14 protein-coding genes and 1 riboswitch are annotated in these 14,316 nt (G+C 36.8%); of the genes, 13 read left to right on the forward strand and 1 reads right to left on the reverse strand.

The window, feature by feature from the left end:
- Nucleotides 1–130: 130 nt before the first annotated feature.
- The 4 genes from GJU43_RS00785 to GJU43_RS00800 all read left to right on the forward strand — a co-directional run bounded on the left by GJU43_RS00785 (nucleotide 131) and on the right by GJU43_RS00800 (nucleotide 2,604).
- Nucleotides 131–640 carry an RDD family protein gene (locus tag GJU43_RS00785; protein ID WP_154338962.1) on the forward strand — a complete coding sequence of 170 codons (510 nt, stop codon included), beginning with the start codon at nucleotides 131–133 and terminating at the stop codon, nucleotides 638–640.
- 5 nt (nucleotides 641–645) lie between these two features.
- The gene (locus tag GJU43_RS00790; RefSeq protein ID WP_154338963.1) at nucleotides 646–1,185 is read left to right on the forward strand and encodes an RDD family protein; all 540 of its coding nucleotides are present in this window, start codon (nucleotides 646–648) and stop codon (nucleotides 1,183–1,185) included.
- A gap of 135 nt (nucleotides 1,186–1,320) precedes the next feature.
- Complete coding sequence (locus GJU43_RS00795) at nucleotides 1,321–1,731, forward strand: Rrf2 family transcriptional regulator (RefSeq protein ID WP_008466594.1); 411 nt, start codon at nucleotides 1,321–1,323, stop codon at nucleotides 1,729–1,731.
- A gap of 90 nt (nucleotides 1,732–1,821) precedes the next feature.
- The gene (locus tag GJU43_RS00800; RefSeq protein WP_154338964.1) at nucleotides 1,822–2,604 is read left to right on the forward strand and encodes a hypothetical protein; all 783 of its coding nucleotides are present in this window, start codon (nucleotides 1,822–1,824) and stop codon (nucleotides 2,602–2,604) included.
- Between the two features lie 6 nt (nucleotides 2,605–2,610).
- On the opposite strand, the gene GJU43_RS00805 is transcribed toward GJU43_RS00800, so the two are convergent.
- A complete protein-coding gene (locus GJU43_RS00805; protein ID WP_154338965.1) occupies nucleotides 2,611–3,393 on the reverse strand; it encodes a sulfite exporter TauE/SafE family protein in 783 nt (260 codons plus the stop codon).
- A 311-nt stretch (nucleotides 3,394–3,704) separates the two neighbouring features.
- Here GJU43_RS00805 and GJU43_RS00810 point away from each other — a divergent pair, with 311 nt between their 5' ends.
- From GJU43_RS00810 to GJU43_RS00850, 9 genes are all read left to right on the forward strand, one after another.
- Nucleotides 3,705–4,607, forward strand: a complete 903-nt coding sequence (locus tag GJU43_RS00810; RefSeq protein ID WP_154338966.1) for a sulfite exporter TauE/SafE family protein — start codon at nucleotides 3,705–3,707, stop codon at nucleotides 4,605–4,607.
- 26 nt (nucleotides 4,608–4,633) lie between these two features.
- Nucleotides 4,634–5,344 (forward strand): phosphoadenylyl-sulfate reductase, encoded by a 711-nt coding sequence (locus GJU43_RS00815; protein WP_154338967.1) that lies wholly within the window; start codon nucleotides 4,634–4,636, stop codon nucleotides 5,342–5,344.
- Nucleotides 5,345–5,554: 210 nt separating this feature from the next.
- A complete protein-coding gene (gene cysD, locus GJU43_RS00820; protein WP_127337837.1) occupies nucleotides 5,555–6,454 on the forward strand; it encodes a sulfate adenylyltransferase subunit CysD in 900 nt (299 codons plus the stop codon).
- Between the two features lie 139 nt (nucleotides 6,455–6,593).
- Nucleotides 6,594–7,838 carry a sulfate adenylyltransferase subunit 1 gene (locus tag GJU43_RS00825; protein WP_154338968.1) on the forward strand — a complete coding sequence of 415 codons (1,245 nt, stop codon included), beginning with the start codon at nucleotides 6,594–6,596 and terminating at the stop codon, nucleotides 7,836–7,838.
- 92 nt (nucleotides 7,839–7,930) lie between these two features.
- Nucleotides 7,931–10,021: a HEPN domain-containing protein gene (locus GJU43_RS00830; protein ID WP_154338969.1), complete on the forward strand. Its 2,091-nt coding sequence runs from the start codon at nucleotides 7,931–7,933 to the stop codon at nucleotides 10,019–10,021.
- Complete coding sequence (gene cobA / locus GJU43_RS00835; RefSeq protein ID WP_154338970.1) at nucleotides 10,014–10,790, forward strand: uroporphyrinogen-III C-methyltransferase; 777 nt, start codon at nucleotides 10,014–10,016, stop codon at nucleotides 10,788–10,790. The genes GJU43_RS00830 and cobA overlap by 8 nt, the downstream gene beginning before the upstream one ends.
- Before the next feature lie 42 nt (nucleotides 10,791–10,832).
- Complete coding sequence (locus GJU43_RS00840; protein ID WP_154338971.1) at nucleotides 10,833–11,414, forward strand: bifunctional precorrin-2 dehydrogenase/sirohydrochlorin ferrochelatase; 582 nt, start codon at nucleotides 10,833–10,835, stop codon at nucleotides 11,412–11,414.
- A 97-nt stretch (nucleotides 11,415–11,511) separates the two neighbouring features.
- Nucleotides 11,512–12,564, forward strand: a complete 1,053-nt coding sequence (locus GJU43_RS00845; protein WP_154338972.1) for an NAD(P)/FAD-dependent oxidoreductase — start codon at nucleotides 11,512–11,514, stop codon at nucleotides 12,562–12,564.
- Between the two features lie 399 nt (nucleotides 12,565–12,963).
- Nucleotides 12,964–13,077, forward strand: a riboswitch (SAM riboswitch).
- A gap of 213 nt (nucleotides 13,078–13,290) precedes the next feature.
- On the forward strand, nucleotides 13,291–14,295 hold the full coding sequence (locus GJU43_RS00850; protein WP_154338973.1) for a homocysteine S-methyltransferase family protein: 1,005 nt from the start codon (nucleotides 13,291–13,293) through the stop codon (nucleotides 14,293–14,295).
- Nucleotides 14,296–14,316 lie beyond the last annotated feature (21 nt).

The raw sequence follows: 14,316 nt of genomic DNA on the forward strand, positions 1-14,316 counted from the left end.
TTTTGACTGTAATTTTATTATGGTTAAAAATCGTTATTCTATTTTGTAATTGTTTGGTTAAAAAGTATATTTTTGTTGGGAGTAAAATTTAAATACGATTACTAATCATAAACTTAAAACCACACCAAACATGAGCAACTCTACTTACATTCTTGATGACAAATTATTAGTTTCAGGCGGACAAAGATTTCTTAATTATCTTCTGGATACTATTTTTATTCTGGCATTAATCTTTCTTTTAGCTATTTTTTTAGGATTTTTTGGAGCTCTTTTAGGATTGAACGGATTAGCGAACTGGATGGATGGTATTGGTGACTTAGAAGGAAGAATACTTTTTATTCTTTTCACGATTATTTATTATACCGTGACCGAAGGTTTCTTTGGAAGATCTTTGGCTAAACTAATTACAGGTACAATTGTAGTGGATGAAAATGGCGAAAAACCTGATTTTGGAACTATTTTTAAAAGAAGCTTGTGCAGAGTAATTCCTTTTGACGGACTTTCGTTTCTGGGAAGTTCAGGAAGAGGATGGCATGATTCAATGTCTGATACTTATGTCGTGAATAAAAAAGCTTTAGATGAAGAAGTGAAAATATTTCATGAATTTAACTTAATTGGTGTTCAGGAAACAGAGTCATAAAGAAAATGAAAACGATTAGATTAAAAAATAAAGATCAAAACGGGAGTCCCTTTATAGATATTCCTGAAAAGAAATTACTAACGTCTGATCGTGATCGCTTCTTTAACTGTATTATTGATTTTGTCTTTATTCTTATTACGATATTCATTATTACATTGTTTGTTATAATTACGGGAAATATTTTTCGATGGGATATCTATAGAAGATGGGAAGAAACTTTGGCTCATCTTGGATTCGTAGGAACGTATCTTTCTTTTGCTATTATTTACTATTTTATTTTTGAGAGTCTTTCGGGCAGAACTTTAGGAAAGATCATGACAGGTAGCATTATAATTAATGAATTTGGAGTAAAACCCGGTGTTGCTGTTATTTTCAAAAGAACATTATGTCGTTTTATTCCTTTTGAGGCTTTATCTTTTTTAGGAGAATCAGGAAGAATGTGGCATGATTCTCTATCTAATACCTATGTAGTTGAAAAAAATGTCTTAGAGGATGAAATGAAACTGCAAGAATTGAATTTAATTGGATCAGAAGAAGTAATTTGATAGGTAAGGTAGAATTTAAATTGATCTTGTTAGTATTCTCATATAAAAAGCATATTTTTGTTATTTAAAAATATAAGTTTGCGGATTTAGATAAAAATCTAAAATCAGCATTCTAAAATCTAAAATATTTAAAAAGTGCTTTCAAAGAAAACAAAATACGGAATCAAAGCTTTAACTTATTTAGCAAGACGCGAGAATAACGAACCTGTGCAAATTGCTGAAATTGCAAAGAGCGAACATATTTCAATTAAATTCCTGGAAAGTATTTTGTTGCTGCTAAGAAACTCCGGTTTCCTTGGTGCTAAAAAAGGAAAAGGCGGCGGGTATTACTTAATTAAAGATCCGAAGGACATCAGTATGGCCAAAGTCTACCGTATTCTCGAAGGTCCGATTGCATTGCTGCCTTGTGCAAGTCATAATTTTTATGAACGATGCGATGATTGTGATGACGAGTCAACCTGCGCCGCAAGAAGATTAATGACGGAGGTTAGGGATAATACGCTTAAAATACTGGAAAGTAATTCGTTGGCTGATATTGCATTTTAACATTTTTAAAATATTATTTTTAAAGAAATTTACTACTTTTCGATAATTAATTTTTTATTCTCTAATTGATTAAAGAACGACGTAAATTTTATGAACATACACGGAAAAGAAATAAACCTGGACTTTGACTTTCCTGAAATTAACGGAAATCCTACTGTTTTTGTTGACAAAATTATATTAGAAAAAACGGAATTAGAAATTTTGAATAGTTCAGTTCCAAGGGAGTTATATATTTTTGGCGCGATTGTAAAAACGGGCGAAATACATTGGGAGTTTGGCGAATTGAAACGATTGGAATTTATAGTTGTTGAAAAAAAATCAGAAACGAATGAATTTATTCATCATCATCTTGCACAGGATGAATCTGTAATGTATAAACGCAAGAAGGATTTGACAGGTAGTGAGTGCGTTGATATGCTAAAGAAGAAAGATATTTTATATCTTAAACGTCTTCCAAAATGGAAAGCTTCTGATGCCGGAATTCCTAAATACGGAGACAAGCTTTTTCATTTTTGCTCACAAATTTATCTTCCCGAAAATAAAACAACCAAACAATACATGAGTTGGGGGGCAACTATTTTTGTTTTTTTGCACGTGACAGAAGAGGATGAACTTTTGGTGCAGATTTTTGAACAGGATACATCCGAGCAAATAGCTGAAGATCGTTACAAACTTGAGGAACAAATGTTTCTGTTTGATCAAAACTATTTAAAACTCGAATTTGTAGCGAAATTAATTACAAAAGGAGACAAGTTTTTACATGAATATATTTTGAATCATAAGAAAACGAATAAAGAAATATTGGCACTTCTATTAGAAAACGGGAAGTCAAAGACATTTAAAAATGAAGTTTTAAAGAAGATTAAAGGTTAGTTTTATTTAAAAAATCAATTTATAGCCTACCATAAACAACATTACGGCAATAGCGTTTCTAAGGAGTAAGTCAGGAACTTTTCCGCTTAACATGCTTCCGATATAAATTCCGGGTAAGGATCCCAATAGCAATTGTCCAAGTAAAACCAAATCCAGATTTCCCATTGAAGCATGCCCAATTCCCGCTACAAGCGTTAAGGGTACCGCATGAGCAATTTCAGTCCCGACTAATTTCGGAGTGGGCAGCAACGGATAGAGGAAAAATAAAGTTACTGTTCCCAATGCACCCGCACCAATGGAAGTCAACGTTACCGTAGCTCCTAATAATACACCAATGGCAACCGTCAGTACATTCTGAGTCGTACTCTCTTTGTGAAAGCGGTCGCCGGCATGTTTTTTAGAAAACTTCATAATCCTGTTTTTAAACAAAATCGCCACAGAAGTAAAAAGCAATGCCCAGCCTAAACTGTATTTAATCAAAGCATTCAGGGTCGTAATATCGGTTTTGATGCTTTCTAATATCCACAAAGTGATCAGGGCAGCCGGCACACTTCCGAGAGAAAGCCAGCCCGTAATCTTCCAGTTGATATTACTTTTTTTATTATGCACATATACACCGCCCATTTTGGTAAAAGCGGCGTACAATAAATCAGTTCCAACAGCGGTCGTAGGAGGAATGTTGAACCACAATAAAATCGGAGTCATCAAAGAACCGCCGCCAACTCCGGTCATTCCTACTATAAAACCAACGACTAAGCCCGCAATTACTATTCCTATCTGAAAATCCATAAATAAAAATTTTTGCCAAAAATAATAACTAATTTACTACAATCCTATCGATTTTATAGACATTATATGTAGCGGTTTCTAATTATTGCTAAGTTATTGTTTTTTAGTTTGTTATTGTTACGGCTAATTCTCAAAGAAGTATCAATTTAGATAGAAAACGTAAGTTTTATTTTAAATGTTTGGCATTCAGTTGTTTTTTCAATTAAAAAATCCGGATATTGTTTTGTTATTTACAAATAAATACTAATTTTGCATAGTAATCTACTAAGCCGATAGGGTAATAGGTTTAAATTAAGGCATTTCAAAAAGATATGGAGAAAGGATTGGAAATAAACGCAGTTGAAACAAAGTCTGAAGTTTCTTTAAAAGAGAGATTGTGGATTATAATTCCGGTTGTATTGTTAATTGGTTTATTAGTAACACTTGGTTATAACCACTATTCTGAATTTACCTGGAATGGATTCGTAGAAGGTTTTAATCAGGAGCTTTTGGTTTTTTTCTTAATTGGGGTTTTCGCTCAGTTGGTAGACGGAACTTTAGGAATGGGTTACGGAGCCACTTCGACTTCATTTTTACTGGCTTACGGAGTTCCTCCTGTGGTGAGCAGTACTGCAGTTCACGTGTCAGAAATGTTTACAACCGGAGCATCGGCACTTTCGCATCACCGATTTGGGAATATCAATAAAAAGCTGGTAAAACATTTGTTGATTCCGGGAGTTTTAGGTTCCATAACTGGTGCTTATTTATTGTCAGATGTGATTAATGGAGATGTTATTAAGCCGTTTATTGCCGTTTATATGATTATTCTGGCCGTTATTATTATCAAAAAGGCCCTGAAAAAAAACATTGTAAAAAAGAAAACTAAAAAATTAAGTGTTTTGGCTGTTTTTGGCGGTTTTATGGATTCTGTTGGCGGTGGCGGCTGGGGACCAATTGTGACTTCAACATTATTAGGAAGAGGAAGAAACCCAAGATATACTATTGGTTCCGTAAATGCAGCTGAGTTTGCGATTTCATTTGCAAGTGGTATCACTTTTATGCTTTTTGGAGGAATCCACGGATGGCAGGTGATTATCGGTTTGATTTTAGGAGGCGTAATTTCGGCACCATTAGCCGCATTTTTAGTAAATAAAATTAAAAGAAAACCAATGATGATTGCAGTTGGAATACTAATCATTTTATTGAGTTTAAAAACATTATCTAAATTGTTATAAAATAAATTTAGAAAGGGAAAGAGAATATGAGTGCGACAGTTACAGAATCATTATTAGAAAAAACAAAAGACTTTACACTGGAACAAACATTGGCTTTTTTGGCTGATGAATACCCCGGGAAAGTAATTTTTTCAACTTCATTTGGACAGGAAGATCAGGTAATTACTGATTTTATCTTTAAAAATGATTTGGCCATCAAGGTTTTTACCTTAGATACCGGAAGATTATTTCAGGAAACGTATGATGTTTTTCACAAAACATTAAAAAAGTATAAAAAACAGATTGAAGTGTATTTTCCGGAAGCAGCGGCGGTAGAAAACTTACTTCAGACCAAGGGTCCGAACAGTTTTTATGATTCGGTTGAAAACAGAAAAGAATGCTGTTTTATTCGAAAAGTGGTGCCGCTACGAAAAGCTTTGTCCGGAAATGCAGTCTGGATTACGGGTTTAAGAACCGAGCAATCCGAAAACAGACATGATTTAAACCTGTTTGAATATGACGGAGGTTTTGAAATCATAAAATTCAATCCGTTACTAAAATGGAGTTTAGAAGAAGTAGAAAATCATCTGAAAGAATTTAATGTTCCGCAGAACGCCCTGCATAAGGAAGGTTTCGTAAGTATTGGCTGTGCGCCTTGTACCAGAGCAATTTTACCTGGGGAAGATATCAGAGCCGGAAGATGGTGGTGGGAATCGAGTCATAAGGAATGTGGTTTACATGGGGCTAAGAAAGACTAGGCAGAAGCTAGAAGATAGAGGAAAGAAGCTAGAGGAAAGAAAATAGAGAATAGAATAAAGATTACAGAATCAGGAATTAAGATTGGAGCAACGGATTTTTAATCTGTTGAACAAAAAGAAACAAAAAAACAGAATAACGATAGTTTAAGATTTTAGACCAGGTAAAACAACCTGAAGCCTGAAGCCTGAAACTTGAAACAAAAAAACACAATGAGTTCAGTATTAAAAACAAACGCTTTAGAGAGTGAAGCCATATACATTTTCAGAGAAGTAATTTCACAGTTTGACAAACCGGTTTTACTTTTCTCCGGAGGGAAAGATTCTATAACATTAGTTCGTTTGGCGCAAAAAGCCTTTTTTCCTGCAAAGATTCCGTTTCCTCTTTTACACGTTGATACCGGACACAATTTTCCTGAAACAATTGCTTTCAGAGATAAGCTGGTAGAAGAATTAGGATTGGAGCTGATCGTTCGTAATGTTCAGGATGCTATTGATGAAGGAAAAGTAGTGGAAGAAACCGGAAAATATTCCAGTAGAAACAGCTTACAGACAATCACGCTTTTGGATGCCATCGAAGAATTTAAATTCGATGCCTGCATTGGCGGAGCACGTCGTGATGAAGAAAAAGCAAGAGCAAAAGAGCGTATTTTTTCCGTTCGTGACGATTTCGGTCAGTGGGACGAAAAAAATCAACGCCCGGAGTTATTTGATATTTTGAATGGGAAAATAGAAAATGGTCAGAACGTTCGTGTTTTCCCAATTTCAAACTGGACAGAGTTAGACGTCTGGAGTTATATTGAGAAAGAGCACATCGAAATTCCGTCCATCTATTTTTCACATAAAAGAAAGGTTTTTTTGAGAGACGGTTTAATCTGGTCACATTCTCCTTTTGTGTACCAGGAAGAAGACGAACAAATCGAAGAACGAATTGTTCGCTTCAGAACCGTTGGAGATATGACTTGTACAGCCGCAGTTGATTCGTATGCAGCAACCATTCAGGAAGTAGTGGGAGAAATCAGAACTTCAACTATTTCTGAAAGAGGTGCCAGAATTGATGATAAACGTTCTGAAGCCGCAATGGAAAAGAGAAAACAACAAGGATACTTTTAGTAGTTGATAGTTGATGGTTTTAAGTTGATAGTTTTATCGTTTAGCCCAACCAATTTATAAAAAGTAGTTTCAATATTTGAAGGTTTTAGTTGACAGCTTGAAGCAAACAACTAACAACCAACAACCAATAACTAAAAAAATGGAAGTTTTAAAAATAGCAACAGCAGGAAGTGTAGATGACGGAAAAAGTACTTTAATCGGAAGATTATTATACGATACAAAATCATTGACGACCGATAAGATCGAGGCAATCGAAAAAAGCAGCAAACAAAAAGGATACGATTATCTTGATTTTTCACTGGCAACGGATGGATTAGTAGCCGAAAGAGAACAGGGAATCACAATTGATGTTGCGCACATTTATTTTTCGACTGCCAAGAAAAGTTACATTATTGCCGACACTCCGGGTCACGTAGAATATACCAGAAACATGGTTACAGGAGCTTCGACTTCTCAGGTTTCCATCATTTTAATCGATGCCAGAAAAGGGGTAATTGAGCAAACGTACCGTCACTTTTTCATCAATAATTTATTGAGAGTAAAAGAGGTAATTGTAGCGATCAACAAAATGGATTTGGTCGATTATTCGGAAGAAGTTTACAATAAAATCAAAGCCGATTTCCAGGCATTAAATGCTAAAAGCACGTTCAAAGAACAAAATGTAAGCTACATTCCGTTAAGTGCCATCAACGGCGGAAATGTGGTGGATCAGTCTAAAGATATGCCGTGGTACACCGGTCAAACCGTTTTAGAGCATTTAGAAGGACTGCATTCTTCGGATGTTTTTGAAGCCGGAAAAGCCCGTTTTCCGGTTCAGACCGTAATTCGTCCTAAGACACAGGAATACCATGATTTTAGAGGATATGCCGGAAAATTATACGGGAATTCCATAAAAGTAGGAGATGCGGTTACCGTTTTACCTTCTTTAACAGAATCAAAAGTATCTAAAATTCACTTTTTCGATAAAACATATGATGAAGCTGTTGCAGGTTCTTCTATTACCATCGAATTAGAAAACGATATCAATGTGACAAGAGGCGATATGATCGTAAAATCATCAGAGCTTCCAAAAATTGAAAAAGAAATCAGTACAACGGTCTGTTGGATGGACAGCAAAAAACTGGTGGCAGGGACGAAATATATTGTACAGCACAATACCAACTCCGTTTTGGCCAAAGTAGAAAGTATCAAGAATACGATCTCCACAGATTATTCCGGAACCAAAGAAGCCACACAATTAGCAATCAACGAAATTGGAGAAGTAACGATCAAATTAAGCAAGCCTTTGTATTTTGATGCCTACAACGACAATAAATCAAACGGAGCATTTATCCTGATTGATACCGCAACAAACACCACAGCAGGAGTAGGATTCATTCGATAAATGCATTAGGCTTTAAGCAATAAGCCTTAAGCAAAAACACAAAGTTAAAAAAGCCTAGAGCGTACAGCTTAAAGCCTAAAGCCAGAAATAAAATGGAAAGTTTTAGAACAGAAATAGAAAATCCGATAGTTCAGAAAGAGATTATCGATCTTGAAAAAAAGATTCACTTATTCCGTGGAGGAAAAATTGACGATGAGCGTTTTCGCAGTCTTCGTTTAGCACGAGGTATTTACGGACAACGTCAGGAAGGCGTACAAATGATTCGTATTAAATTGCCTTACGGTAAAGTAACGAGCGAACAATTGGTGCGAATTACCAAAGTTTCCGATGAATATTCAACCGGACGTTTGCATATAACAACCCGTCAGGACATTCAGATTCACTATGTAAGTTTAGACAGAACTCCGGAGCTTTGGGCAAACCTGGCCAAAGACGATATTACGTTGCGTGAAGCTTGTGGTAACACGGTTAGAAATATTACAGGAAGCGAACTAGCTGGTGTAGACGTAAACGAACCGTTTGACGTTTCGCCTTATGCCCATGGACTTTTCCAATATTTATTAAGAAATCCAATTTGTCAGGAAATGGGACGTAAATTTAAAATTTCGTTCTCATCCTCTGAAGAAGATACCGCTTTGAGTTATTTACACGATTTAGGATTTATTCCTAAAATTGTAAATGGTGAAAAAGGGTTTAAAATCATGTTTGGGGGAGGTTTGGGCTCACAGCCGGCGCATGCCGAATTGCTTTCAGAGTTTGTTCCCGTAAACCAGATTATTCCAACAGCAGAAGGAATCATCCGTATTTTTGACCGCTATGGTGAGCGTGCCAAAAGAATGAAAGCACGTATGAAGTTCCTGATCAAAGAAATGGGAAGAGATGTTTTCCTTGATCTGGTTGAAAAAGAGAAAAAAGCAATTGCTTTTGAAACGTACGAAATAGATACAACTGCTTTTGATGGTCCGATTCCGGAACCATTATTAGAAGTGCCGCAAGTTACGATTGAAGATACCGCAGCTTATGAATCGTGGAAAGAATCGAATGTAATTGCACAAAAACAAGCAGGTTATTACGCGATCGGAATCAAAGTTTTATTAGGCGATTTTTATACCGATAAAGCGAGATTGTTAGCCGACTTAATTAAAAATTATGCTGCCAATGAATTACGTTTTTCATTGCGTCAAAATATTGTAATCCGTCACGTAAAAGAGGAAAATCTTCCTTTCTTTTATCAGGAATTAGCCAAATTGGACTTTGTTCATTTAGGTTATAATTCGACAGCGGATATTACAGCTTGTCCGGGTACTGATACTTGTAATTTGGGGATTGCAAGTAGTACCGGTATAGCTGAAGAATTAGAAAGAGTAATCAATTCCGAGTACCCTCAGTACAAAAACAACCGTGAAATTGAAATCAAAATCAGTGGCTGTATGAATGCCTGCGGACAACACAATATGTCGGCAATTGGTTTTCAGGGAATGTCTATCAACTCCGGAAAATTGGTAGCGCCAGCCTTACAGGTTTTACTGGGCGGAGGAAGATTAGGAAACGGAGCTGGACGTTTTGCTGACAAAGTGATTAAAATTCCAAGCCGAAGAGGACCAGATGCATTGCGTACCATTTTAAATGATTTTGATGCGAATGCCAAAGGAGAAAAATTCCTGAATTATTACGATCTGAAAGGGGAGAAATATTTCTATGAAATTTTAAAGCCATTTGCAGATGTAACCAATTTAACAGAAGCTGATTTTATTGATTGGGGGAATGCCGATAACTACGTAAAAGCAGTTGGAGTAGGAGAATGTGCCGGAGTTGTCATAGATTTAGTGGCTACTTTATTATTAGAAGCCAAAGATAAACTGACTTTCGCCCAGGAATCATTCAACGAAGGAAAATGGTCAGATGCAATCTATCATGCTTACGCCGGATTTGTTAATGGTGCCAAAGCGTTATTGCTTGCAGAAAATGAAAAAACAAACCATCACGCAGGAATTGTAGACCTGTTTGACAATGTTTTTGTTTCAACTCAGAAAATCGAACTGGCAACAACATTCAGAGAATTGGTATATCAAATCAATCAGAATGAACCTTCAGAAGCATTTGCAAAACAATACATTCAGCAAGGAATTTCATTTTTTGATATTATAGAAAAATACAGAGCTCAAGAATTAGCAAATGCTTAAGACGATAAAACCCAAAGTAACTTTAGTTGGTGCAGGTCCCGGCGATCCGGATTTGCTTACGCTGAAAGCCGTAAAAGCACTGGCTGAAGCGAATGTGGTTTTGTACGATGCATTGGCCAATGATGAAATATTAGCACACGCTCCCAAAAATGCGATCCGTATTTTTGTAGGGAAAAAAATAGGAAATCACGCTTATACACAGGATCAGATCAACCAGCTGATAGTTGACAATGCTTTGACTTATGGAAACGTGGTTCGGTTAAAAGGCGGAGACCCTTTTATTTTCGGGCGTGGAAGCGAAGAAATCGAATTTGTTGAAAGTTTCGGAATTCCGACCGTTGTAGTACCCGGAATTTCTTCAGTAGTTGCCGTTCCGGCGAGTCAGGGAATTTCGATTACAAAAAGAGGTGTTTCGGAGAGTTTCTGGGCCATTACGGGTACCACTTCAGACCGGAAATTATCGTCAGACATAGCTTTGGCTGCACAATCTTCTGCAACAGTGGTCATTTTAATGGGAATGCACAAACTGTCTCAAATTGTCGATTTGTTTCAAAAAGAAAACAAAGGAAATTTACCCGTAGCGATTATTCAGAACGGAACAACCAAAGAAGAAAAAGTAGGTATCGGAAGAGTAGATTCGATTTTAGATATAGTAAAAGAGCAACAATTAAGTTCTCCGGCGATTATTGTTTTGGGAGAAGTGGTTCGTGAAAGTAATAAATTAAAAGGTTTTTACGAAGAATTTCTATCACAGGAAATCGTTCGATAAGATAAAAATCATCTAATTTTGATTGGATGAAAATAAATTAAAATGGAACAGAACGAATTATATCCCATATTCTTAAAACTTCATAATCTGAATGTGTTGATTGTGGGCGGAGGAAACGTTGGATTAGAGAAACTTTCTTTTTTGTTAAAGTCCAGTCCAAACGCCAATGTTGAGGTGGTAGCACCGGACTTTCATTTGGAAATCAAAGTTTTAGCTGAAAAGCATCCTTCAATTAAATTGACGGAAGCGCGGTTCAAAAAAAGAATGCTCAAAAAGCGCCATATGGTAATCGCTTGTACCGATGATTTAAAGGTCAATAAAAGAGTATACGATTTGTGCCGAAAGCGTTATCTGATTTGCAACATTGCTGATACACCGGATTTATGTGATTATTATTTAGGCGGAATTGTTACCAAGGGAAATGTAAAAATCGCCATTTCAACCAACGGAAAATCGCCAACAACCGCCAAAAGACTGCGGGAGTTTTTCGAAGAAGTGATCCCGGAAGATATCAATCAGATGGTGGAGAATCTCAATGAGTACAGGAAAACTTTAAAAGGCGATTTTGAGGAAAAGGTGAAGCGAATGAACGAAATCACCAATTCATTAAAAAATAAAGAGTAAAAAATTTCACAAGGAAATCAATGACAAAAATCATTGGCAAAAGAATAATTTATTCGTTTCTTTGTATTATTAAGAATGATTATAAACAACAAGCATAATGATTAAAACAGATATACTTATAATTGGAGCAGGACCAACAGGTTTATTTGCCGTTTTTGAGGCAGGATTATTAAAATTAAAATGTCATATTTTGGATGCTTTACCACAAGCAGGCGGACAACTTTCAGAATTGTACCCAAAAAAGCCTATTTATGATATTCCCGGATTCCCGGAAGTTTTGGCAGGAGATTTAATTGATAACCTACAGGAACAAATTAAACAGTTCGAGCCGGGTTACACTTTAGGAGAACGTGCTGAAACGATCGAAAAACAAGAAGACGGAAGTTTTATCGTAACCTCAAATAAGGGAACTAAATTTCACGCACCGGTTATTGCTATTGCCGGAGGTTTGGGAAGTTTTGAGCCCCGCAAACCACTTATAGAAGATATAGGTTTTTATGAAGATAAGGGAGTAAAATATTTCATCAAAAATCCGGAGAAATTCAGGGACAAAAGAGTAGTGATTGCCGGAGGAGGAGACTCAGCTTTAGACTGGAGTATTTTCCTTTCTAACGTAGCTTCAGAAGTTACTTTAATTCACCGAAGAAACGAATTTAGAGGAGCTTTAGATTCTGTAGAAAAAGTGCAGGAACTAAAAACAGCCGGAAAAATTAAACTAATCACCCCTGCAGAAGTAATCGGAATTAATGGTGCTGAGCATGTGGAGTCTTTAGATATCGAAGAAAACGGAGCACACCGCAAAATCGAAACTGATTTCTTTATTCCGCTTTTCGGATTAACGCCAAAATTAGGACCAATCGGAGACTGGGGACTTGAAATCGAGAAAAACGCGATTAAAGTAAACAATGCCTTGGATTACCAAACTAACATTCCCGGAATTTTCGCAATCGGAGACGTAAATACATACCCTGGAAAATTAAAATTGATTCTTTGCGGTTTCCACGAAGCCACTTTAATGTGCCAGGCAGCCTACCAAATCATCAATCCGGGTAAAAAATACGTTTTAAAATATACAACAGTTTCCGGTGTTGACGGTTTCGACGGAACCCGTAAAGAAGCGCCAAAAGCGGTTGTGAAAGCGATTGTTTAAGTTGCTAAGACACTAAGACACTAAGGTTCCAAGATTTTTATACATAAGGCTCAAACTATTAGTTTGGGCCTTTTTCGGTTTTTTAAACATCGATGCTTTTGGGAAAGACCATAAACATAACCAGTGGTTTCAACCACTGGAGCGTAATGCATATCAAAATGCATTGTGACGTTGCATAATCACGATCCGTCTTCCACGGTTAAAACCGTGGGCTGTATTTGAAAAACATAGGCGAAACTTTAACCTTGGAACCTTAATATCTCAGAATTTCGGCACCTTTAAAAAAACCTTAGTCCCGATAGCTATCGGGATAGTTACTTAGCATCTCAGCATCTTCAAAAAAACATTTGCAAATCGCAATGCTATTTCATAGCTTTGCACTGTTCTTAAAATTATTGAAAGTTATCACGAAAGGCGGAGGGAAAGACCCAATGAAACCTTAGCAACCCTTTATCATAAAGAAGGTGCTACATTCTACTTTATACTATTCTTAGTATTAAAGATAGATAACACAAATACATAAACGTATTTCTCAAAACTCTTCCTGACAACCATACAATATTATTTTACTGAATTCAGTATCATGAGCGATCATTGACGCATTTTTGTCGTCAATTTAAACCTGACGGGTTTTCAAAATCCATCAGGTTTAATTTCGGAATATAATTTAATAAAAAACCTGGCCTCTTAGAACCTTAGCGTCTTAGCAGTTAAAAGAAAAAAAACATGTCAATAACAATTCAGGAAGCAATTAAAAAAAATATCTTAATCCTTGACGGGGCCATGGGAACGATGCTGCAGCGTTATAACTTCTCCGAAGAAGATTTTCGTGGCGAGCGTTTCAAAGATTTTCCGCATCCGTTAAAAGGAAACAACGATTTACTATCCATAACACAACCACAAGCCATTCGCGATGTTCACGCTGCGTATTTTGATGCAGGTGCTGACATTGTAGAAACCAATACTTTTTCAGGAACGACGATCGGTATGGCCGATTATTTCCTGGAAGATCTGGTTTATGAATTAAATTACGAATCGGCTAAACTTGCCCGTGAAGTAGCCGATGAATTCACCGCTAAAAATCCGGACAAACCGCGTTTCGTCGCCGGTTCTATCGGACCGACCAACAGAACCGCAAGTATGTCACCGGATGTAAACGACCCGGGTTACAGAGCCGTAACGTTTGATGATTTGCGAATTGCCTACAAGCAACAAGTAGAAGCCTTAATGGATGGAGGCTGTGATTTACTTTTGGTAGAAACCATCTTTGATACGTTAAATGCCAAAGCAGCACTTTTCGCGATCGAAGAAGTAAAAGACGAACGTAATATCGATATTCCCATCATGGTTTCAGGTACGATTACAGATGCTTCCGGAAGGACACTTTCCGGGCAAACGGTAGAAGCTTTCCTGATTTCAGTATCGCATATTCCGTTATTGAGTGTAGGTTTCAATTGTGCTTTAGGAGCGGATTTATTGAAACCATACCTGAAAACATTGGCACAACATACCAGTTTTAATGTTTCGGCACACCCCAATGCAGGATTGCCAAACGCATTCGGACAATACGATGAAACCCCGGAACAAACTCAGGCCTTCATCAAAGAGTATTTAGACGATAATTTAATCAACATCATCGGCGGTTGTTGCGGAACAACTCCGGATCATATAAGATTGATTGCTGAGGTTGCGAAGGATTATAAGCCGCGTGTGGCACCGGTTATTGCATAACTTCACCGTGAGTTTTTCAAT

The sequence above is a fragment of the Flavobacterium sp. LC2016-23 genome (genome assembly GCF_009674775.1).
In the GTDB taxonomy this organism is placed as follows: domain Bacteria; phylum Bacteroidota; class Bacteroidia; order Flavobacteriales; family Flavobacteriaceae; genus Flavobacterium.

What these genes read in the sequence shown, in the direction of transcription:
- GJU43_RS00785 (WP_154338962.1), top strand. Translation starts at nt 131, where the DNA reads ATGAGCAACTCTACTTACATTCTTGATGACAAATTATTAGTTTCAGGC.
- GJU43_RS00810 (WP_154338966.1), top strand. Translation starts at nt 3,705, where the DNA reads ATGGAGAAAGGATTGGAAATAAACGCAGTTGAAACAAAGTCTGAAGTT.
- GJU43_RS00850 (WP_154338973.1), top strand. Translation starts at nt 13,291, where the DNA reads ATGTCAATAACAATTCAGGAAGCAATTAAAAAAAATATCTTAATCCTT.
- GJU43_RS00805 (WP_154338965.1), bottom strand. Translation starts at nt 3,393, where the DNA reads ATGGATTTTCAGATAGGAATAGTAATTGCGGGCTTAGTCGTTGGTTTT.
- GJU43_RS00845 (WP_154338972.1), top strand. Translation starts at nt 11,512, where the DNA reads ATGATTAAAACAGATATACTTATAATTGGAGCAGGACCAACAGGTTTA.
- cysD (WP_127337837.1), top strand. Translation starts at nt 5,555, where the DNA reads ATGAGTTCAGTATTAAAAACAAACGCTTTAGAGAGTGAAGCCATATAC.
- GJU43_RS00790 (WP_154338963.1), top strand. Translation starts at nt 646, where the DNA reads ATGAAAACGATTAGATTAAAAAATAAAGATCAAAACGGGAGTCCCTTT.
- GJU43_RS00830 (WP_154338969.1), top strand. Translation starts at nt 7,931, where the DNA reads ATGGAAAGTTTTAGAACAGAAATAGAAAATCCGATAGTTCAGAAAGAG.
- GJU43_RS00815 (WP_154338967.1), top strand. Translation starts at nt 4,634, where the DNA reads ATGAGTGCGACAGTTACAGAATCATTATTAGAAAAAACAAAAGACTTT.
- GJU43_RS00800 (WP_154338964.1), top strand. Translation starts at nt 1,822, where the DNA reads ATGAACATACACGGAAAAGAAATAAACCTGGACTTTGACTTTCCTGAA.
- GJU43_RS00825 (WP_154338968.1), top strand. Translation starts at nt 6,594, where the DNA reads ATGGAAGTTTTAAAAATAGCAACAGCAGGAAGTGTAGATGACGGAAAA.
- cobA (WP_154338970.1), top strand. Translation starts at nt 10,014, where the DNA reads ATGCTTAAGACGATAAAACCCAAAGTAACTTTAGTTGGTGCAGGTCCC.
- GJU43_RS00840 (WP_154338971.1), top strand. Translation starts at nt 10,833, where the DNA reads ATGGAACAGAACGAATTATATCCCATATTCTTAAAACTTCATAATCTG.